Here is a 19,550-nt window from a genome sequence, read left to right as displayed (position 1 = left end):
AGATAGGCAGACTAGATAGGCAGAAACTATGAAAACTTCTTTCGGGCGTTTTTTAGAAGGTTTTTTGGGGTTTAGAAAGGCTTGGTGGCTGGAAATTAAAACCAACCAGCCCACCTGTACCTACTACTTTGGCCCCTTCGACAGCGAAGACGAGGCCGAGTCCCTGAAGGGCGGATACATCGAAGACCTAGAGCAGGAGGGGGCTACCAACATCCGCACCTCTATCCAGCGATGCAGCGATCCGGCTCAACTCACCATCACCGAGGAGTGGGACAGTCCCTTTGGGGGCTTTACTTCGCCCGCGTTTAGCGGCCAACCCTAGAGAGTAGGGACAAGTTGTGCGGGTGGCTCTCATTGATCTGGGGTTACCGTCATCGCCGAGGCGTGGTTTGATAGCCATGCCTCGATGTCGTTTAAGAGCAGATCAGGAATTTCCCAGGGCAGCAGGTGGGCAGTGTTAGCGTAGCAGCGGCTTTCGGACAGGGGAAGGTGTCGGGCCGTTTCCAGGCTGGCCTGGGCCGTAATATGGCGATCCTGTTCGCCGCATAGGACTAGACAGGGCACGGTGATTTGGTTGACCGCTGGCAAACGGTTGTAGCCCTTAGCCATGGACTGATTCAGCGCTTGGTGGGCATGGCGGGAGGTGTTGACAAAGGCCCAAAAGCCTTCCTTGGCCAGCCGATGGTAGGCCGCTGGGGTGTGCTGTTGCAGCAAGTAGCGATAGAGGGAATTCTGGCCGAGGTGGCGGATCACCCAAGGATGACCGGGGATCACGAGGTTAATCAACGAAGCCAGCCCCGTATTCGTCACCTCTTGCCAGGAAGGACGGGGATGGTTGCCCACTGGGCGGGCGGCGGTGGCAATCAGGATCAGCCCCCGCACTCGCTTAGGATGGCGTAGAGCGAGTTCCAGGGATAAAATGCCTCCCAATGACCAGCCCAATACCCAGCATTGGTTGATCCCCTGACGATCCAGCAGAGCCACTAAATCCCCCAGACTTTCCTCTAGATGGAATGGTTGACGCACCCGACTAGCCCCATAGCCGCGCAGATCCGGGGCCAGGGTTTGGTACTGGCGCGACAGCCGTTCAGAAAAGACGGCCATGGTACGAGCCGATCCCGGATGGCCATGGAGGCACAGAATCGGCTCGCCGTTACCCCGGATATTGCAGTAGAGATCCACAGATTTCCTTTGAGTGATACGGGATCCGGCTTGTTTCCCCCTAGATAAGCGGGCGAGGAGACCTCGCCCCTACGGTATGTTGGGTTAGGAATCGGGTTTTCCCCACTCGGATTTGGTATGAGCCCCTTGGCCTAGCCTTCCTTGGGGTGGAACTGGAGGGCGGCGGAGTTCATGCAGTAGCGCTGCCCGGTGGGGGCTGGCCCATCGTTGAAGACGTGGCCTAGATGGGCATCGCAGGCGGCACAGAGGACTTCGGTACGCACCATAAACAGGCTGACATCCCGTTTGGTCGCCACATTGTCCTCCTTCACCGGAGCCCAAAAGCTGGGCCAACCCGTGCCAGAGTCGTACTTGGTTTCCGAGGAAAACAGCTCGGTACCACAACAGACACAGGTGTAGGTGCCGGGGGCTTTATTGTCGTGGTAAGCCCCAGTAAAGGCGCGTTCGGTGCCATGCTTGCGGGTTACTTGATACTGCTCAGGGGTAAGCTGCTGCTGCCATTCTGCGTCGGTTTTTTGAATTTTCTGCACCATAGCTTTAATTTCACCTATGCCATTGATAACGAAGTGATGCCTGAATCCTAACGTAAAGGACTGTTACGGGAAAGGCGCAAACCCGCGCCCCGTGCCCCCATCTATCCAATGATTCCTCGTCCCTAGAGTGGCCCTGGCGTCCTGGGCAACCGTGCCCTGCCATGGGCAATGGTGAAGATTTTATGGAGATTGCGTCGGAGCATCGTGGTGGAGCGGACTTCAGCCGTGGATTGCGGGACATAGGCGCTAAAATAGGCGACACAGACTAGATACACGCCACCAAGGATCGGTTCAACCGACACCGCCATCCATAGCGGGGAAATCGGGTGCTTGGGCGGCGTTGAAGGCTCGGTTGGCCTCTGGTTTGCAGATACCTGTTCGGAAGGCATTGGTTTGGAAAGGGTTGGCCCGTTGAAATTGGTTGATTTTCCCGCCAGCATCGTTCATTTAGAGAACGGGCTAACGCTCATTCACCAAGAGATTGCGGCAACGCCAGTGGTGGTAGCGGATGTGTGGGTGAAGGCCGGAGCCTTGGCAGAACCAGCGGAATGGGCGGGCATGGCGCACTTCCTCGAACACATGATTTTTAAGGGCACCGACCATCTGCCCCCCGGAGTTTTTGACTACACCATCGAAACCCAGGGCGGCATGACCAACGCCGCCACCAGCCACGACTACGCCCATTTTTTCATCACCATCGCCGCCGAGATGCTGCCCACCACGCTGCCCTACCTGGCGGAACTGCTGCTCCATGCGGCCATCCCCGCCGATGAGTTTGTGCGGGAGCGGCAGGTGGTGTTGGAGGAAATTCGCCAAGCCCAGGATGATCCCGACTGGCTGGGGTATCAGGCTATGGCAGAGCAGGTTTACCAGGGCCATCCCTACGGTCGTCCGGTGCTGGGCACGGCAGATATTTTACAGCGGCGATCCCCAGAGGAAATGCGCTGTTTCCACCAGGCCCACTACCAACCCCACAACATGGCCGTGGTGATTACGGGCGGGTTACCCCTAGAGTCCACGGTGGACATGGTGCGTCACGCCTTTCGGGCCTTCCCTAGTCCGCCCCCTTGTCCGGCGGCCACCACGGCCCCGCTGCCCCAGTTGCAGGGCGTCCACCGCGACAGGCTCACCCTGCCCCGCCTAGAGCAAGCCCGTTTGTCGATGGCCTGGATTGGCCCCGGCATTGAAGACCTGACCACCGCCTTTGGGCTTGACTTGATCTCGGCCCTGTTGGCCCAGGGGCGGAGTTCGCGACTGGTGCGAGAGTTGCGAGAGGAGCGCCAACTGGTGCAGGATGTGGCGGCTAGCTTTTCCCTCCAGCGGGATTGCAGCCTGTTTACCATCCAGGCTTGGCTAGAGGCGGATCAGGTGGATCGGGTGGAGGCGACCATTTGTGATCGCCTCAGTGAACTGGCCGCTAAACCCATCCCAGAGACCGAACTGGCTAGGGCCAAACGCCTCCTTTGCAACGATTACGCCTTTTCCACCGAAGCTCCCGGCCAAATTGCTGGCCTCTACGGCTACTACAGCACCATTGCTGCTGCCGACCGCTGCCTCACCTATGTGCCCACGGTGCAACACTACACCGAAGCCAACCTACGCCAGATTGTGGGCCAGTACCTCACCCCCCTGCGCTATGTGTCCACCATTCTGTGCCCCGCCTAGCCCCCTGAGGGCACCCTTTTATTAACCCGACCCCTACCCCCCAACTCTGCCTGTGACAGCTTCTCTTTTACACGCGCCCCGTCTCCACCGCACTGTTTTGGCCAATGGGCTGACGGTGTTAGCCCTAGAAAACCCCGTCGCGGACATCATCTCAGCCCGAATCTTCCTTCGGGCTGGGAGTGCCTTGGAAACCCCAGCCACCGCTGGCCTGGTCAGTTTTTTGATGGGGCTGATCACCAAAGGTACCGACCGCTTGTCTTCCATGGCCATTGCGGAGGCGGTGGAATCCGTGGGGGCCAGCCTCAGCACCGATTCCGCCGCCGACTACAGCGTCATTAGCCTCAAAACCGTCGCCGCCGACTTTGAGGACATCTTTACCCTGGCCACCGATCTGCTGCGCCGCCCCAGCTTTCCCCCGGCGGAAATTGACCTAGAGCAACGGCTCACCCTCCAGCAGATTCGATCCATGCAGGAGCAGCCCTTCACCGTCGCCTTCAACGAACTGCGGCAGGCGATGTATGGCGATCATCCCTACGCCCTCTCCAGCATTGGCACCGAGACCAGCGTCACCGCCTTCACCCAGGCGCAACTGCTCGACTTCCATCACCAGCACGCTCGGCCCGACAATGTGGTGGTCACAGTGGTAGGCCGCATCAGCCCCGAAGCCGCCGTGGCCCAGGTGGAGCGCACCCTAGGCGATTGGCCCCAGCCCCCCAGTTCGCCTCCCTCCCTACAGTTTCCCACTGTCAACCCAGTCAGCGACTGTTTCCCCATCTGCCAAGACACCAATCAGGCCATTGTGATGGTGGGTTATGGCGGTGCCCCCGTGCAGCATCCCGCCTATGCCGCCCTGAAACTGATTAATACTTACCTGGGCAACGGTCTCTCTAGCCGCCTGTTTGTGGAACTGCGGGAAAAGCGAGGTCTCGCCTACGATGTTTCGGCCTTCTACCCCACCCGCCTGGGCCAGTCGCAGTTTGTGGCCTATATCGGCACCGCCCCCGACAATGCCGCCATCGCCCTAGAGGGGCTGCGGTTTGAGGTGGAACGCCTGCGCGATACCCTACTCACCGACGACGAACTGCAAGCCGCGAAGAATAAACTCCTCGGCCAATACGCCCTGGGCAAGCAAACCAACGCCCAACTGGCTCAACTGTTGGGCTGGTACGAAATCCTCGGCCTTGGTCTGGAGTTCGATCACCAGTTCCCCGACCTCGTGAATGCCGTCACCGCCCTCGACATTGAAGCCGTCGCCCAAGCCTTTTTCCGCGATCCTACCCTGGTTCTCCTGGGGCCAGATTCCGCCATCACTCCCCTCGCCCAGGCCCAAACGGCCTCCTAGGGTGGAGATAGGGTGATCCCCTGCGGTGGGGCACCCCTGATCAAACCTTGGCGGGTTAAAACCTGACGAGGCAAAACCTTGGCGGGTCAAAATCTGAGAGGTCAAAACCTGAACTGAAACGGTTTGTTACACTAAGTAAATCGCTGCTCATCCGGCGTTTTTCTTAGCCTGTAAGGATAAATTGGCATGACGGTTGCACCCTCACTCACCCCGCTGCTGAAGACCAACGACCTGCTTTCTAGGGAATACGGGGCCACCCGAAACCGCTTCGACCTCTCCTGGGAACCCACCCTAGCGGCACTGCTGGGCCTGGGACGGTCGGCGGGGGCCGATTTTGTGGAGTTTTTCCTAGAGCGCAGCAACTACATTAGCTGTCAGGCCGAAGACGACGCGATTACCAGTATTTCGCCGCGCATCATCACCGGGGCTGGGGTGCGGGTGTTTTTGGGTAAGGCCGATTGCTACGTCAGCACCAATGACCTGAGTTTTCAGGGGTTGAAGTCCGCCCTAGATAAGGCCCTGGGCATCATGGGCCTAATCCTGCCGGGGCCAGCGGCGAATATTTCCGAAATTAACCTCGAACTGCTGCGCGACTACGCCAGCGCCCGCTCCAAGGATGAGTGGCTGAGCAACTGTAGCTCTATGCAGGAAATGGGTGACGTGCTGCTGGCCGCCAATGACGCCCTGGCCAAAAACGCCAGCCATGTGCAGTCGCGCCGCGCCGTCTACTTCCGCGACTGGCAGGAAGTCCTGGTGGCCGCCAGCGATGGCACCTTTGCCCGCGACATTCGCCTCACCCAGTCCGTCGGTTACAACCTGCTCTGTGCCGATGGCGAACACCGTTCCTCCATTGGCCAGCGGGCGGGCGACACCAGCAACCCCGCCTTTTTGCGCGAGTGGGACTACGAAACCGTGGCCCAATCCGTGGGCGAATCCGCTGGAAAGATGCTCTACGCCGACTATGTCGAGTCCGGCAGCTATCCGGTGATTATGGCCAACCAGTTCGGGGGCGTGATCTTCCACGAAGCCTGCGGCCACCTGCTCGAAACCACCCAGATCGAGCGGGGCACCACCCCCTTCATCGACAAAAAAGGCGAGAAAATCGCCCACGAAAACCTCACGGCCTGGGATGAGGGACTTTCCCCCGACGCCTTTGGCACCATCGACATGGACGACGAAGGGATGCCCGCCCAGCGCACCCTGCTGATCGAAAACGGCATTCTGCGGAACTTCCTCTCCGACCGAGCTGGCTCCATGCGGACGGGCCACCCCCGCACGGGCAGCGGTCGCCGCCAGGGCTACACCTACGCCGCCGCCTCCCGGATGCGGAACACCTACATCGCCCCTGGGGACTACTCCTTGGATGAGCTATTCGCCTCCGTGGACAAAGGCATCTACTGCAAAAAGATGGGCGGCGGCAGCGTTGGGGCCACGGGCCAATTCAACTTCGGCGTGGATGAAGCCTACCTGATCGAAAACGGCAAAATCACCAAACCCCTCAAAGGAGCCACCCTGATCGGCGAAGCCACCGAGATCATGAACAAAATCTCCATGTGCTCCAACGACCTCGGCCTCGCGGCAGGCTTCTGCGGCTCCATCAGCGGCAGCGTCTACGTCACCGTCGGCCAACCCCACCTCAAAGTAGACTCCATCACCGTCGGAGGCCGCTAGCGCGATTGGTTGTTGGTTATTGGTGATTCGTAGGATCAGTCGATCACCAATGTCAGATCACAAATGGCCTCTTTTGCCGCGATCTAAACCTCACCCTAAATCCCTCTCCCTTGGGGCGAGGGACTTTGAGGAAATAAAGCTTCCGGCTCCCCTCTCCTCGTAGGAGAGGGGTTGGGGGTGAGGTCTTACGAGTGCTTCGCCTAACCGCATCCTACGGCACCTAATTTCCTTCTACTGAACGCTTAATCCAGATCAACGGTGGGCAGTGCCCACACTACTCCCTTCAACCTTCACTCATAAACTATGCCGACCATCCAAGACATTGCCGCCTACGCCGAAGCCAGCGCCCAAAAGCTGGGCATCACCAAGTACGACGTTTACGGGTCTTCCGTAGACGAAACCAGCGTCCAAGTGGATAAGGGCGACCCCAAACAGGTGAAAGCCTCCAACCGTTCCAGCGTCATTGTGCGGGTGTGGAACGACCAGGGCAAAGTGGGCGTTACCTCCACCAGCGACGTAGACCCCATGGGCATGGATTTGGCCCTCGAAAGCGCCCGTGATGCCAGCGCCTTTGGCGTCGCCGACCACATCCCCGACTTCAGCCCCGAAGCCACGGCCCCCACCGCCGAGGTCGATCTACCCCCCGTAGACCCTGCCCCCGTGGGCGAGTTGATCCAACAACTGGTGGCCCTAGAAAAGCAGCTCTTAGAGGCCCATCCCGCCATTGCCAGCGTGCCCTACAACGGCCTTGCCCAGCGCAGCATCGACCGCTTTTACCTCAACAGCGCCGGAGCCTTGCGCCAAGAAGCTCGCTCCTACGCCTCGGTCTACCTCTACAGCAAAACCGAACAGGAAGGCCGCAAACCCCGCTCTGCCGGAGCGGTGCGAGTAAACCGAGGTCTGCCGCTGCTGGATTTGGAGGGCTGCCTGAAGGAAGCCGCTGATAAGACCATCAGCCACCTGAACTACGACAAAATCGCCACGGGCAAGTACCGGGTGGTGTTTTCCGGGGAAGCCTTTTTGAGCTTGTTGGGGGCTTTCTCCAACATGTACAACGCCCAGAGCATTTTGGATCACCGCAGCCTGTCCACGCCGGACTCCCTCGGTAGCGTGGTGGCCTCCGACCTGCTCTCGGTCTACGACGATGCCCTCCACCCCGAAAACATCAGTGCCGAAACCTTCGATGGCGAAGGCACCCCCACCCGTCGCGTCCCCATCATCGAAAAGGGCGTGCTCACCCACTTCCTCCACAGCGCAGGCACCGCCAAACGCATGGGCGCATCCCCCACGGGCCACGCCAGCATTGGCGCGAAGGTCTCCGTTGGCCCCAGCTACTACCACGTCCTACCGGGGACAGAAGCGAAGGGCGAGTTTTCCCTAGACAACGCCAGCAACGTCATCCTCATCGATGACCTGCAAGCCCTCCATGCCGGGGTCAATTCCCTACAAGGCTCCTTCTCTCTACCCTTCGATGGCTGGCTGATTAACCAGGGCGAACGGGTCAGTGTGGAATCCGCCACCGTGGCCGGAGATTTCCGCGACCTGCTGAAGGCGATCATCCATGTGGAACCCCACGTTGAGATCACCCCCGGCGGTCTTTGCCCCCGCATTTGGGTGGATTCGCTCTCCATCACCGGAGAACAGTAGGACGGGTTAATGGGGGTGCGTAGCGTAGGGTGCATTCGCGGCTTCAACCTGCTCGGCTGATGTTGGATCAGCCCCTTGGCTGCAATGCACCGCTTACCCGTCGCGAATGTCTCGGTATATGGCCTTGGTGCATTGCTTCGCATTGCTTCGCGTTGGCGGTAGCCTCGCCTTGACGTTATGCACCCTACGGCTCTACGGAACGGATGGAGGCATGGGTATCGCTGCATTCCCCCCAGCGAGATACCATAGGACGCATGAGCGAAGACCTAATCCAAGACATCATTCGGCGACTGGTGGCGACCTTTCAGCCAGAGCAGGTAATTTTGTTTGGCTCCCATGCCTGGGGAACCCCCACCCCAGATAGCGATATTGACTTAATGGTGCTGGTGTCCGACAGCGACCTTTCTCCCTACCAGCGTGCTGTCTTGGGGCATCGTTGCCTGAGTGGGCTGGGTATTGCCAAGGATATTATCGTGAGAACCCGTGCAGAATTTGATTTCTGGAAAGAAGCCCCAGCCTCCCTAGAGTACAAAGTGGCTCACCAAGGAAACGTGCTGTATGACCGACGCCAAGACCCAACTAGTGCAGAGTTGGCTAACCAAGGCACAGCATGATTTGGTATCGGCGCGGGTACTTTCTACAGCCCATCCACCACTGTTAGACACAGCAATTTACCACTGTCAACAAGCCGCAGAAAAAGCCGTCAAAGGATATTTAGCCTTTTGTGACCACGACATTCCTCGCACCCACGATATTGAGCTATTGCTGCAAGCAGCAACGGCCTACAATCCCGATTTCTTCCCATGGACGGATACGGGGTCAGAACTAACTCCCTATGCCCAGATATACCGATACCCTGGGCTGCTTCAAGTGCCGAGTCAGCAAGAATTTGAACAAGCATTGGCCCTAGCCGAGAGCCTATGTGACTTCGTTCTTGCTGTGCTGCCCATCGAGATGAGGCCATGACAAGAATTATCCAGGTAGAATGAGGTCGGCTGAGTTTAACCCGAACTCAGGTTAGATTATCCCCAGGAGTAGGTCTCGACCTGCTAGGACGGGGTTGCGTTACCGTGGGCCAAGTTTGGGCGAACGGGTCAGCGTGGAATCTGCCACCGTGGCCGGAGACTTCCGCGACCTGCTGAAGGCGATCATCCACGTCGAACCCCACGTTGAGATCACTCCCGGCGGTCTTTGCCCCCGCATTTGGGTCGATTCTCTCTCCATCACCGGAGAACAGTAACTTAACGCTGGGGTAACCTCCCATGATTGCTCAACCACAGGCCAAACTGTGCACCGCTGACGAGTACCTCGCCCTTGAGCTAGCGTCAGCGGAACGCCATGAATACCGCAATGGAGAGGTTATCCCAATGACTGGGGGAACGCCGGGGCACAACCGCATCAGCGGCAACCTGTATATTGCCCTCAGCTTGGGCTTGAAGGGGCAAGCCTACGAAGTGTTTTATGCCGATCAGCGCCTTTGGATACCAGATAAAAACCTCTACACCTACCCTGATGTGATGGTTTTACCGAAACCCCTAACCCTCCAGGAAGGTCGCAAAGATACGGTGATTAATCCCTGTTTTGTGGCGGAAGTACTGTCAAAATCCACGCAAAATTATGATCGCGGCGAGAAGTTTGTCGCCTATCGTAGTATTCCTACCTTTCGAGAATATTTGCTAATTGACCAAGCTCAAATTCATGTGGAACATCACGTTAAAACTGCCGCCCACCAATGGCTTTTTTCAGAATATGACGACCCATCTATCACCCTGTCTCTAGATACCTTTGATCTACAACTCCAGATTGCCGACCTATACGAGAACATTAACTTTTTCACCGAGTAAGCCAACCCTTTGAGGAGAAACACGATAAAAGTGTGCTCCCCCAGATCCCAGGTTTCTTTGGCGGTTTGGCGATCAATTATTGGTCACAGCGGGGTAGAACCCTGGGATCTTAGCCCGTGGCGGATGGGGGCAATATGATCAATACAGATTGGCTACCTTAGGATATGCGGTCAATTACTGGATCGTCCTTGGGTGGATGACGGTTTACAGCTAGATCGGCTTCACGAATGAGTTGAATGCGCTCTCGGTTGAGTTTGAGAACGTCAATCGTGGCTCTACCCGTAGCAGATTGACCCAGAATGGTGAGTTTATCTGCCGACCAGATGAAATGATCAGCCCAAGCTTGACTTCTAGGATTAAAAAGATCCGTCATCTGTTGAGTTTCTGGATCAATAGCCGCTTGGCGATTGGATTTATACCGATTGCAGTGAAAGCAAGCCAGTGCAAGATTTTCTAAACTCTCTGAACCGCCCTGCTTGATCGGTATGACGTGATCGATAGTGAACTGAACGTACTGCCACTTTTCACTGGTGTGGCAATATTCACAGAGATAGTTGGCTCTCTGACGAACTTGATCTTGTAATTCGGGGGAGAACTTGCGTCCAGGCATTATTCAGACTTGGCGCTAGGGGAGGCAAGATACAGGTTGCGAATGGTGCGGTTGACGAATCCGAGATAGTCGTCAATTTCTTCGTAGCGATCAAACTCGGTGATTTCCTCTGGGGTGAGGGTTTCTTCGGCTTGTTTTTGCAGCAAGGTTTCAATGCGATTCTGAATCGTTTGGGATGCCCTAAAGATGGGGATTCCCTCTTCAACCACAATGCTGACAGCCCCCTCGATGGAGAGGGACGCCGGAAGACTTTGTAAGGATGGTGGAACCAGAATGGTCATGGCTATTCTCCTAGTGATTTCCTTTTTAGCCTAGATCCCAGGGTTCTACCCTGCTGTGACCGATAATTTATCGCCAAAACGCCAAAGAACCCTGGGATCTTAGCCCAATGAGAAGAAACATGATGAAAGTGCGCTTGCTGATAGTGCCTTTTCGGGTAAGCTGCGCTTAAATTAAGGACAACCCACGCCAGAACACTCCCCTTGAGCCAAGGCAAGTACCACGGCAAACCCCTCAGCGCCACGGAAGTCACCCGCCTCTACGATGCCGGAGAGCGAGACTTTCGGGGCGCTATTTTGCGCGGCAACACCTTTCACAAAGCCAACCTCTCCGGGGCCGATTTCAGCGGGGCCGATATTTGCAGCGCCCGATTTGTAGATGCCACCCTGAAAAATACCAACTTTAGCCATGCCAAAGCTGGATTGCAGCGGCGGTGGGTTTTAGTACAGTTCCTGTTGATTATTTTGATCGCAGGGTTAGCCGGGTTTTTGCAGGGGTATACAGGCTGGTGGATAGCCTATTACTTCACCACTGGTAATACCACTGATTTAGTCACTGGGATTATCGGCTTAGCGTTGGTGGCGGTTACCTTTACTGCCATCGCCCGTCAAGGCTTTACGATTAGAACACTAGGGAGCGTCGCTTTCGCTTTCGCTTTCGCTTTCGCTTTCGCTTTCGCTTTCGCTGTCGCTGGCGCTTTCGCTGTCGCTGGCGCTTTCGCTTTCGCTGTCGCTGGCGCTTTCGCTGGCGCTTTCGCTTTCGCTTTCGCTTTCGCTTTCGCTTTCGCTTTCGCTGTCGCTGTCGCTGTCGCTTTCGCTTTCGCTTTCGCTTTCGCTGGCGCTGGCGCTTTCGCTTTCGCTGGCGCTGGCGCTGGCGCTTTCGCTTTCGCTGTCGTAAGCTTATTGCTTTCTATCTATATTAAAAAAAGAATCTATAGAAAAGACCCGAATTTCGAGAATCTTCGCATCATTGGTCTTGCCTTTGCGGCCCTGGGCGGCACCAGTTTTAGCGGCACAAACCTGTCTGGGGCCACCTTTGCCCAGGCCACCCTAAAAAATAGTAATTTTGCCGATTCTAGGCAGCACTCTACTATTTTGTCCCGTGTGCGCTGGCACGGTGCCCAACAGCTAGATCGCGCCCGTTTGGGTATGGCCAACCTGCAAGATCCCCGTGTACTAAAACTGCTGACAACCCTAGATGGCATTGATCAAGACTTCTCCAATGCCGACCTGCGCGGAGCCAACCTGGCCGGGGCCGAGTTAGGGCAGGCCAATTTGCGAGGGGTCAACCTCAACGGGGCTTTACTGAAAGAGGCCAACCTACATAAAGCCAACCTCACGGAGGCCAACTGCATCGCCGCCGACTTCACCGCTGCCCACCTCACAGGCGCTTGCCTAGAAGCCTGGAACATCGACAGCACCACCACTTTGCAAAACATCGATTGCCAACACGTCTTTCTGCGCGAAAAGCCCGACGCACGGGGCGACCGAGAACGGCGACCCCACAACCCCAACAAAGACTTTCAACCGGGCGACTTTGAAAAACTCTTCAAAGAAATGATCGACACCGTGCAATTGTTAATTCGCAACGGCATCAATCCCGATTCGTTCAAAGCCGCCTTTCAGAGTATCATCCAAGCCCATCCCGGAATTACCACCGACTCCATCCAAAGCTTTGAGCGGCAAGGGGATGATATTCTACTCACCCTCAAAGTCCCTGAAGGAACCAACAAAGCCGACGTTGAACGCACCTGGGATGAGGTCTATGAAGCTCGCCTTGCCGCTGCCACCGCTGCCGCCCAACTCGAAGCCGAAAAGCGTCGAGGGGATGATATTAAAGAAGTTTCCCTTGGTTTCAGTCGATTTTTATCCAGCTTTCAAATCAACAACATGAACAACCCTATCAACACTGGCGACGGTAGTTTCTATGCTGGAGGTGACGTAAACCTCACGGGCAGCACCCTAAATTTAGGCACCATCAGCGGCCAAGTAAGCAACCAAATCAACCAAATTCCAGCCCCTATCGTTGCCGATCAACCCAGCCTAAAAGACATCCTTACCCAGTTGCAAACCGCCGTAGAAACCGATGGTGAACTCAGCGACGAGGAAAAAGCCGAAGCCCTGCAAGCGGTCGGGCGCATTGCCACCGCAGGGGCCGAACCCAACCCCGATGCCAAAGCCAAAGGCATCGTAAAACGCGCCACCGATACCCTCAAAGGTTTGGCCGAAAGCCTCACAGATGCCTCAAAACTAGCGGAAGCCTGTAAGACCTTACTGCCCACCATCCTCAGCCTATTTGCGCTGATTTAGTACCCATTTCATGTCGATGATGCCCAAGCCTTCCAACACCTCCAACTCATCGCCCAGCCTAGATCTTGACCTTGCTTCTTTGATCTCGAATTGCTGCTTAGCAGAGGTGGATACCGTGTTGGCCGATGGCTGTCCAGAATCTCCTATCCACTAAACTGAGACATATCCTTAGCACAAGCGAGGTTTCCATGATGCCAGAAGCCGCTTTTCAAGTGAATGCGTTTTGGGATAGCGAGACAGCGGTCTGGGTTGCCACCAGCGAGACTGTCCCTGGACTGGCGACTGAAGCCACATCCTTCGACGAGTTACAGCACAAACTTCGTCATCTGATTCCAGAGTTGTTGGTGCTCAATCAGGTGATTGCAGGGGACTACAAAGGCCCGATTTCCTTTGAATTAGTGACCCATACCCAAGAAACCGTTGAGGTTGCCTAGGGCATGGCCAAATCCTTAACGCCCAAATTGAAAAAGATTCGGATGGAGTCAGGCTGCTACTTTGAGAGACCTGGAAAGGGTGATCATGACATTTGGTATAGCCCAATCACCCAAAGACGATTTGTTGTGGATAGCGCCATCAAGTCACACCATACTGCGAATGCCGTGTTGAAGCAGGCTGGTTTACCCAAGCAATTTTAGAGATTAGGTTAGATTATCTGGAATTGTAGTCCCAGGGTCAGATCTCGACCTGCTAGGACGGGGTTGCGTTACCGTGGGTCAGGTTTGGGCGAACGGGTCAGCGTGGAATCCGCCACCGTGGCCGGAGATTTTCGCGACCTGCTGAAGGCGGTTATCCACGTCGAACCCCTGGTTGAGATCACCCCCGGTGGTCTTTGCCCCCGCCTTTGGGTCGATTCTCTCTCCATTACCGGAGAACAGTAACTTAACGCTGGGGTAACCGGTCGCGATCATGGGAGACCTGCACCACATCGAGCCATGGGCGGGACTCAACACCATCGTCATGGTGAAGCGGGTGCGACACCTCTGGAACAAGATCACTCAGGAAACGATGGTTTATCTCACGTCGTTACCCTGTGATGCCGCCGTCATGGGTCGGGCCATTCGCACCCATTGGGGGCATCGAAAATCAACTCCACTGGGTGCTTGATGTCACCTGGGGGGAGGACAAGTCTCGGATTCGACGGGGCCACGGGGGCGAGAATATGGCGCTCCTACGACGGTTGGCCATCAGTGTCCTGAACCAGGAAACCTCAAAGAAACGAAGTCTCAAGCAGAAGGCAAAGCGGGCCTCGATGAGTCCTGACTACATGCTCACTGTCCTTGCCGCAGGTCTGGCAACGGAGCACATTTTCTCGATGATTTTCTTGCGCTTACCCTGGCAAACTAGGTGGCATCTAGCTTGCAGCCCTAGAGCTTGATAAGCTAATCACAACCCCGGTACTGTGCCCTGCGGTGGCGGATCGTCTACCCTTAGAGCGATACCGAGGTCGCCCCAGAAGCCTTGGTCATTCGCTAACTCGTTGCCCTTTAGCTCCGAACCCATTGGCCAAAAAGTCTGCTATCCGCCCCACCACCACGCTAACAACCATGGCAAAATCTCAGCCCTCCGAAACCGTCCCCAAGGCCATGGCAGCGAAGTTCGATAGCATTGTGGAACTGACCGACCAATTTGCCCAGCAGCATCTCAATGACGAGTATGCCCAACTGATGCGCCAAGCCACGGCGGCCCTCTGTCGAAAGCGGCCTTCTCCCCTCGACAAAGGACAGGCGAAATCCTGGGCCTGTGGCATCGCTCACGCGGTGGGGATGGTCAATTTTCTGTTCGACAGTTCTCAAACGCCCCATATCAGCGCCAAAAGCCTCTATGGCTGGTTTGGGGTGGCGGAAAGCACTGGGCAAGGGAAGTCCAAGACGGTGCGCGACGCCCTAAAGATGCGGCAGCTCGACCCCGCGTGGTGCTTGCCCAGCCGGATGGAGGATAATCCGCTGATTTGGATGTTGTCGGTAAATGGGCTGCTCATGGATATCCGACGGGCACCGCTGGGGGCGCAGATAGAAGCCTATGCCAAGGGACTGATCCCCTATATCCCAGGGCACAAGGAGGATAGCGATACCATTGTGGCGTTGCTTGGAGGGGGAGCCGCACCAGCCGACCTAGACCCAGACCGCCCACCCCAAGCCGCCAAAGCTACCCCCCCGCCCCCCGATGCTGATGCCCTACAAGCGCTGTATGTCTTAGAGGTCGCGATAATAGACGGCCCCATTACTGAGGCGTTTGCGCGGAAAAACCCGTCCATCATCCGCACCATTGAGATTCGGGGCGATCAGACCCTCGCCGATCTGCATCGAGTGATCTTCAAAGCCTTTAACCGCGAAGAAGAACACCTCTATGAGTTTCAGTTGAAAGGGGCTGGCCCCAACGATCCGAACGCCAAACGCTATGGGCTGACGGTGGCGATGTCCGATGAGTTGACGGGAGATGTGGCCAAGACCCCCATCGGGACGTTGAGCTTGGTTGCAGAGGAGTCCTTTGGCTACTGGTTTGATTTCGGCGATGATTGGTGGCACCAAGTTGATGTGTTGGAGATTACCCAACCCAAGGCCAAGGTCAAATACCCACGCATTACCAACCGCGTTGGAGCCAGCCCCCCTCAATACGCTGATTTCTAAGGCCGGGAAACGCAGACAATTTAATCCAGCGGACTTTTCACCCCCCGCCCACCCCGATTCAGCACATGGGTGTAAATCATCGTGGTCTTCACATCCTTGTGCCCCAACAACTCCTGCACCGTGCGAATGTCGTAGCCGTTTTGCAGCAGATGGGTGGCAAAGCTATGGCGGAAGGTGTGACAACCCACTCGCTTTTGAATTCCTGCACAGCGCACCGCTTGCTTCACGGCCTTTTGCAATCCGCTTTCATGCAAGTGGTAGCGCACCACCGTTCCACTGCGCGGATCTTGGCAGCGTGTCGAAGCCGGAAACACAAACTGCCAGTGCCATTGGCGGTTCGCATTAGGATACTTTCGGGCCAAGGCAAAGGGTAAAACGGTTGCCCCATAGCCCTGCTCCAAATCTTGCTGATGGAGTCGCTGCACCCCCTGAAGGTGCTCCTGTAAAGGCTCCACCAAACTGACCGGAAGCATGGTTACACGGCTGTCATGTCCCTTAGCGTCCCGCACCACAATTTGATACTGGGGAAAATCCAAATCCTTCACCCGTAGCTGCATCGCCTCTCGCAGGCGCAGCCCACTACCATAGAGCGTCTGCACAATCAGCCGATGCACCCCAGTCATATGCAGAATCACCGAGCGCACCTCATCCTTGGTCAAAACCGTTGGCAGTTTCCGCGATGGCTTGGCCCGCACCGCATCAATCCGAGCATCCAAGGGCAGAAACAGAACTTCTCGATACAAAAATAACAACGCGCTTAACGCCTGATTCTGCGTAGAGGCCGCGACATGCTCCTGAACCGCCAGATGGGTCAGAAACACCTCTATCTCCGGCACCCCCATTTGATTCGGGTGGCGCTTGTTGTGAAACAGGATATACCGCCGAATCCATTGCACGTAGGTCTGCTCTGTGCGGTAAGAGTAGTGCTTCAGGCGAATGGCATCCCGCACTTGGTCAAGCAGGCGTTTGGGTGGAGGAGTCGATGCATCCATAGGTAAGCCCGTACTATTTCTAAGGAAATCTTAAGTTACCAGGCTCCCAGGGCGTCGGGTGTTTATACTGAAACTTTCCACCTAAGATCCCATATTCGGCATTTAGGCTGAAATTTTTCCACCTAAGATCCCTCTAGGGGTATTTAGGCGGACAGATTTCCACCTAAGATCCCGTATAAGGGTATTAGGCGGAAAATTTCCCTCTAATAAAGAGTTAGCTGTCTGTCGTTGGTTCAAGGCCGTCCTTCCTGAAAGACTATTGATGAGGGGCAACCTTTAGCAATAGTCCAGACACTTTCTGGATAAGCGCTAAAATCCTTGATTTCTCGTTGACCAGACTACTGCAAAAGATGTCTTGAACCCGCATTCTACCGTTGGCCGTCAAAAACTGTCCGGAGTGTTACCTTGGGTCAGCGAAGGTTGGGGCAGTTGGGGGGCTCAGAGGTGTAGTGTAACGTCGGAGGGCTGGGGTAGCAGGATGCTGATTCGTTGGGCGACAACCGCCCCGAACCGTTAGACCACAGCAAGCATCTACTTGTGGACACTCATAGCGGTTTGGGGCATCTTAGACTTATGTGTTAATCAGTTATCGTTGGAATGGGGTAACTAGAGAATGAGTAGTTCAGCTTATGAAGGGTTTAGCGAAGAGAGTTTTTTTGATCGTGTTGAAGCTCAGTTCATCAAGAAAGTTCCTGATTTATCTCAAACCCTTAATATTGCGGTTATTGGTAAGGTCAGTGCTGGAAAAAGTTCTCTAATCAATGCTTTGCTCAAGTTAAGTCGGAAGCAAGCGTTAGAAATTGCCAAAGTAGGTGCAACATCGGGCATAACTACTGACTTAATGATACTCAAGTTAGATGAAAAAGTTCATCTAATCGATTCCCCTGGATTGGATGATGTTCGTGCTGAGAATAGTGAGCTTACCAGAAAATTTTTGAAGCACATAGATATTGGCATCTTTGTAGTAACTGGTTCCTCAGATTCCTCACAGAAGAAAAATCTAGATGACTTACGTCAACATTGTGATGCTATTTTTGTTGTCCTGAATAAAATTGATGAGTGGGATGACTTAGATCCATCGGTCTTAGAAGACATTACTCGACAGTGGGAGACTGATCTGGGAGTAGATAGAATATATCCGACTTGTGCAAAGGGTTACGATCCTAAAAGCCGTCTCCCCACGATGGATATCAGAGGTGTCTCACAACTTCGTAATGACATTGGGAGCTTTCTTGAAAAAAAGGGTAAAGACTTATTATTAGCTAGACACATGGCCCAGAAACAGTCTCATGCTGTCAAAATTATTGCGGTAGCTTTAACTGCGGTAGCTGGAGAGGCCTTTATACCTGGCAGTGCTGTTTATATTACAGCTACGCAAGGAGCCGCAATTGCATCTCTGTCTTATCTTTATACGGGCCAAATTCTATCCGCTGAATCAACTCTTAGCATTTTACCTAAGTTCATCGCTGAGACGGCAGGCTCTAATCTTTTTCTATTTGTAAAATCTTTCTTGCCTCCAACAGGAGTTGTCGATGTAGCTGCTGCTGGAGTAGCAGTTGTTATTACGTTAGCGTTGCTTGCAACAGTTAATTATCTACTTTCTAATGGAGAGGAGTTAGAGCAAGAAGAACTTTTGCGCTCAAAATTTAGAACATATCATCAACAGGCAAAAGATACTTTGAAAGAGCTAGCATTAACTGACGTTCGAGATCTGCCTAGTTGGACAAAGCTTGTAAATAAGTTTCTTGGTAGTCACTAATAGTTGACATTTTTAGTTAATTAGACCTTCCCCTGGATTTGATGATTTGAGTAAATCATTCCACCAGTATTTTTTTGGACAAAGTAATGAAAATCATGCCTAAGCGATATCAACCCCAAGACTTATTTGAAATCGTAGCAGATACCGTTATTAGCATAAGAACTAAGGATGGTTCTGGTAGTGGCGTTGTCATTCACAAGAGCGGCATCGCTGTTACAAATAGGCATGTAGTTGAAACCAATTCTAAAGCTTTGGTTGGATTGAGAAATGGTGATAAGTTTATAGGTAGGGTTATTCGTTCTTATTCAGATATTGACTTGGCCTTCATCAAATTTGATCTTGCTAAGTCTTCACTTCTCAGTTCTTCTCTGATTTTCTCCGGAAAAGACTTCAATCCCTGTTGCCAGCGAAACCTTAAGGTTGGAGAGTCTGTGTTTGCCATTGGCCATCCAATGGGACTCGACTATACTCTGACTCAGGGTATCATTAGCTCTATAGAACGTACAATCAATGCTGCTAAATTTATTCAAATAGATGTTTCTATTAATCCTGGGAATAGCGGCGGTGCCCTTTACACAGCTTATGGAGAATTGGCTGGTATCAATACGATGGGTTACGTCAATTCAGAACATCTAAATTTCGCCATCCCAATTAATGAAGTAGTCAAACGATATTCTACTTGGCTTGAAGAAGAAGTTAAAGGCTCTACCCATTACTGTACAGTATGTGGCTTCACATCGATAGACAAAAAGTACTGTGAGAACTGCGGTACTTCCCTCACAAAGGACTCTAGTGAGGAAGATGACTTCTTAAGCAAATCAGACCTTGCGGAAGACTTAAAGATGAGTGTGAAAAGTGATACTTTGGTGACATGTAAAGCTTGCGGGCTGACTGCCTGACACATCTTTATGCCGCCTCCCAGGGGGGCAATTGACATCGTATGGACTGGATCCTAGAGAACCAGATGCGGTCATAGTACTGGTCTTCGGCGTTTTTAGAGGCAAAGCAGGGTTCAGGGTCAACGGTGAGCAGGGGGATGGGTTGGAGCAACGGACGCCCTTTGTTGACGGCACCCTTGAGCCAGCGGAGG

General features: G+C 54.4%; 23 protein-coding genes. 16 read left to right on the top strand and 7 right to left on the bottom strand.

What is annotated here, in order from left to right:
* The first annotated feature begins 28 nt into the window (after positions 1-28).
* Positions 29-322 carry a DUF1816 domain-containing protein gene (locus tag H6G62_RS04425; RefSeq protein WP_190492902.1) on the top strand — a complete coding sequence of 98 codons (294 nt, stop codon included), beginning with the start codon at positions 29-31 and terminating at the stop codon, positions 320-322.
* 29 nt (positions 323-351) lie between these two features.
* Here the strand turns inward: H6G62_RS04425 and H6G62_RS04420 are convergent, their stop codons facing one another.
* Together H6G62_RS04420 and msrB are read right to left on the bottom strand one after the other, a co-directional pair.
* Positions 352-1,182, bottom strand: a complete 831-nt coding sequence (locus H6G62_RS04420; RefSeq protein ID WP_347239292.1) for an alpha/beta hydrolase — start codon at positions 1,180-1,182, stop codon at positions 352-354.
* Between the two features lie 131 nt (positions 1,183-1,313).
* Positions 1,314-1,715, bottom strand: a complete 402-nt coding sequence (gene msrB, locus H6G62_RS04415) for a peptide-methionine (R)-S-oxide reductase MsrB (protein WP_190492901.1) — start codon at positions 1,713-1,715, stop codon at positions 1,314-1,316.
* A 411-nt stretch (positions 1,716-2,126) separates the two neighbouring features.
* Here msrB and H6G62_RS04410 point away from each other — a divergent pair, with 411 nt between their 5' ends.
* The 8 genes from H6G62_RS04410 (at position 2,127) to H6G62_RS04375 (ending at position 9,884) form a co-directional block, all read left to right on the top strand.
* Positions 2,127-3,380, top strand: a complete 1,254-nt coding sequence (locus H6G62_RS04410; RefSeq protein WP_190492900.1) for a pitrilysin family protein — start codon at positions 2,127-2,129, stop codon at positions 3,378-3,380.
* A gap of 52 nt (positions 3,381-3,432) precedes the next feature.
* Complete coding sequence (locus H6G62_RS04405; protein ID WP_347239291.1) at positions 3,433-4,722, top strand: pitrilysin family protein; 1,290 nt, start codon at positions 3,433-3,435, stop codon at positions 4,720-4,722.
* Positions 4,723-4,908: 186 nt separating this feature from the next.
* Positions 4,909-6,393: a TldD/PmbA family protein gene (locus H6G62_RS04400; protein WP_190492899.1), complete on the top strand. Its 1,485-nt coding sequence runs from the start codon at positions 4,909-4,911 to the stop codon at positions 6,391-6,393.
* A gap of 303 nt (positions 6,394-6,696) precedes the next feature.
* On the top strand, positions 6,697-8,040 hold the full coding sequence (locus H6G62_RS04395) for a TldD/PmbA family protein (RefSeq protein WP_190492898.1): 1,344 nt from the start codon (positions 6,697-6,699) through the stop codon (positions 8,038-8,040).
* A gap of 254 nt (positions 8,041-8,294) precedes the next feature.
* The gene (locus tag H6G62_RS04390) at positions 8,295-8,654 is read left to right on the top strand and encodes a nucleotidyltransferase domain-containing protein (protein ID WP_199324743.1); all 360 of its coding nucleotides are present in this window, start codon (positions 8,295-8,297) and stop codon (positions 8,652-8,654) included.
* Positions 8,599-9,006 (top strand): HEPN domain-containing protein, encoded by a 408-nt coding sequence (locus tag H6G62_RS04385; protein WP_190492896.1) that lies wholly within the window; start codon positions 8,599-8,601, stop codon positions 9,004-9,006. Before H6G62_RS04390 ends, H6G62_RS04385 begins: the two co-directional genes overlap by 56 nt.
* 133 nt (positions 9,007-9,139) lie before the next feature.
* Positions 9,140-9,280: a hypothetical protein gene (locus H6G62_RS04380; protein WP_199324742.1), complete on the top strand. Its 141-nt coding sequence runs from the start codon at positions 9,140-9,142 to the stop codon at positions 9,278-9,280.
* Positions 9,281-9,302: 22 nt separating this feature from the next.
* Positions 9,303-9,884 carry a Uma2 family endonuclease gene (locus H6G62_RS04375; protein ID WP_190492895.1) on the top strand — a complete coding sequence of 194 codons (582 nt, stop codon included), beginning with the start codon at positions 9,303-9,305 and terminating at the stop codon, positions 9,882-9,884.
* A 157-nt stretch (positions 9,885-10,041) separates the two neighbouring features.
* Here the strand turns inward: H6G62_RS04375 and H6G62_RS04370 are convergent, their stop codons facing one another.
* The 3 genes from H6G62_RS04370 to H6G62_RS27675 form a co-directional block, all read right to left on the bottom strand.
* Complete coding sequence (locus H6G62_RS04370) at positions 10,042-10,494, bottom strand: HNH endonuclease signature motif containing protein (protein ID WP_190492894.1); 453 nt, start codon at positions 10,492-10,494, stop codon at positions 10,042-10,044.
* On the bottom strand, positions 10,494-10,775 hold the full coding sequence (locus H6G62_RS04365) for a hypothetical protein (protein ID WP_190492893.1): 282 nt from the start codon (positions 10,773-10,775) through the stop codon (positions 10,494-10,496). The genes H6G62_RS04370 and H6G62_RS04365 overlap by 1 nt, the downstream gene beginning before the upstream one ends.
* Before the next feature lie 171 nt (positions 10,776-10,946).
* On the bottom strand, positions 10,947-11,183 hold the full coding sequence (locus tag H6G62_RS27675; protein WP_242051822.1) for a hypothetical protein: 237 nt from the start codon (positions 11,181-11,183) through the stop codon (positions 10,947-10,949).
* A 492-nt stretch (positions 11,184-11,675) separates the two neighbouring features.
* On the opposite strand from H6G62_RS27675, the gene H6G62_RS04360 reads away from it, so the two are divergent.
* The 5 genes from H6G62_RS04360 (at position 11,676) to H6G62_RS04340 (ending at position 15,709) form a co-directional block, all read left to right on the top strand.
* Positions 11,676-13,082 carry a pentapeptide repeat-containing protein gene (locus H6G62_RS04360; protein ID WP_242051821.1) on the top strand — a complete coding sequence of 469 codons (1,407 nt, stop codon included), beginning with the start codon at positions 11,676-11,678 and terminating at the stop codon, positions 13,080-13,082.
* Between the two features lie 188 nt (positions 13,083-13,270).
* A complete protein-coding gene (locus H6G62_RS04355) occupies positions 13,271-13,516 on the top strand; it encodes a DUF1902 domain-containing protein (protein ID WP_242051820.1) in 246 nt (81 codons plus the stop codon).
* 285 nt (positions 13,517-13,801) lie between these two features.
* The gene (locus tag H6G62_RS04350; RefSeq protein WP_199324741.1) at positions 13,802-13,960 is read left to right on the top strand and encodes a hypothetical protein; all 159 of its coding nucleotides are present in this window, start codon (positions 13,802-13,804) and stop codon (positions 13,958-13,960) included.
* A 28-nt stretch (positions 13,961-13,988) separates the two neighbouring features.
* Positions 13,989-14,186: a hypothetical protein gene (locus tag H6G62_RS27300; protein WP_199324740.1), complete on the top strand. Its 198-nt coding sequence runs from the start codon at positions 13,989-13,991 to the stop codon at positions 14,184-14,186.
* 440 nt (positions 14,187-14,626) lie between these two features.
* Complete coding sequence (locus tag H6G62_RS04340) at positions 14,627-15,709, top strand: plasmid pRiA4b ORF-3 family protein (RefSeq protein WP_199324739.1); 1,083 nt, start codon at positions 14,627-14,629, stop codon at positions 15,707-15,709.
* Between the two features lie 20 nt (positions 15,710-15,729).
* Here the strand turns inward: H6G62_RS04340 and H6G62_RS04335 are convergent, their stop codons facing one another.
* Complete coding sequence (locus H6G62_RS04335; RefSeq protein ID WP_190492891.1) at positions 15,730-16,701, bottom strand: integron integrase; 972 nt, start codon at positions 16,699-16,701, stop codon at positions 15,730-15,732.
* A 613-nt stretch (positions 16,702-17,314) separates the two neighbouring features.
* On the opposite strand from H6G62_RS04335, the gene H6G62_RS04330 reads away from it, so the two are divergent.
* Together H6G62_RS04330 and H6G62_RS04325 are read left to right on the top strand one after the other, a co-directional pair.
* Positions 17,315-18,460 carry a GTPase gene (locus H6G62_RS04330; protein ID WP_190492890.1) on the top strand — a complete coding sequence of 382 codons (1,146 nt, stop codon included), beginning with the start codon at positions 17,315-17,317 and terminating at the stop codon, positions 18,458-18,460.
* Positions 18,461-18,546: 86 nt separating this feature from the next.
* The gene (locus H6G62_RS04325) at positions 18,547-19,359 is read left to right on the top strand and encodes a trypsin-like peptidase domain-containing protein (protein WP_190492889.1); all 813 of its coding nucleotides are present in this window, start codon (positions 18,547-18,549) and stop codon (positions 19,357-19,359) included.
* 7 nt (positions 19,360-19,366) lie between these two features.
* Here the strand turns inward: H6G62_RS04325 and H6G62_RS04320 are convergent.
* On the bottom strand, positions 19,367-19,550 hold a 184-nt coding region (locus H6G62_RS04320), incomplete at its 5' end, for a hypothetical protein (protein WP_190492888.1).

The sequence above is a fragment of the Phormidium sp. FACHB-1136 genome (genome assembly GCF_014697375.1).
Lineage (GTDB): Bacteria > Cyanobacteriota > Cyanobacteriia > Phormidesmidales > Phormidesmidaceae > Nodosilinea.
This window is presented reverse-complemented; position numbering and strand designations above follow the sequence as displayed.

Coding starts and splice junctions, on each gene's coding strand:
- H6G62_RS04425 (WP_190492902.1), top strand. CDS start 29: ATGAAAACTTCTTTCGGGCGTTTTTTAGAAGGTTTTTTGGGGTTTAGA.
- msrB (WP_190492901.1), bottom strand. CDS start 1,715: ATGGTGCAGAAAATTCAAAAAACCGACGCAGAATGGCAGCAGCAGCTT.
- H6G62_RS04400 (WP_190492899.1), top strand. CDS start 4,909: ATGACGGTTGCACCCTCACTCACCCCGCTGCTGAAGACCAACGACCTG.
- H6G62_RS04395 (WP_190492898.1), top strand. CDS start 6,697: ATGCCGACCATCCAAGACATTGCCGCCTACGCCGAAGCCAGCGCCCAA.
- H6G62_RS04390 (WP_199324743.1), top strand. CDS start 8,295: ATGAGCGAAGACCTAATCCAAGACATCATTCGGCGACTGGTGGCGACC.
- H6G62_RS04385 (WP_190492896.1), top strand. CDS start 8,599: ATGACCGACGCCAAGACCCAACTAGTGCAGAGTTGGCTAACCAAGGCA.
- H6G62_RS04375 (WP_190492895.1), top strand. CDS start 9,303: ATGATTGCTCAACCACAGGCCAAACTGTGCACCGCTGACGAGTACCTC.
- H6G62_RS04370 (WP_190492894.1), bottom strand. CDS start 10,494: ATGCCTGGACGCAAGTTCTCCCCCGAATTACAAGATCAAGTTCGTCAG.
- H6G62_RS04365 (WP_190492893.1), bottom strand. CDS start 10,775: ATGACCATTCTGGTTCCACCATCCTTACAAAGTCTTCCGGCGTCCCTC.
- H6G62_RS27675 (WP_242051822.1), bottom strand. CDS start 11,183: ATGGCTAAAGTTGGTATTTTTCAGGGTGGCATCTACAAATCGGGCGCT.
- H6G62_RS04355 (WP_242051820.1), top strand. CDS start 13,271: ATGATGCCAGAAGCCGCTTTTCAAGTGAATGCGTTTTGGGATAGCGAG.
- H6G62_RS27300 (WP_199324740.1), top strand. CDS start 13,989: ATGGGAGACCTGCACCACATCGAGCCATGGGCGGGACTCAACACCATC.
- H6G62_RS04340 (WP_199324739.1), top strand. CDS start 14,627: ATGGCAAAATCTCAGCCCTCCGAAACCGTCCCCAAGGCCATGGCAGCG.
- H6G62_RS04335 (WP_190492891.1), bottom strand. CDS start 16,701: ATGGATGCATCGACTCCTCCACCCAAACGCCTGCTTGACCAAGTGCGG.
- H6G62_RS04330 (WP_190492890.1), top strand. CDS start 17,315: ATGAGTAGTTCAGCTTATGAAGGGTTTAGCGAAGAGAGTTTTTTTGAT.
- H6G62_RS04325 (WP_190492889.1), top strand. CDS start 18,547: ATGAAAATCATGCCTAAGCGATATCAACCCCAAGACTTATTTGAAATC.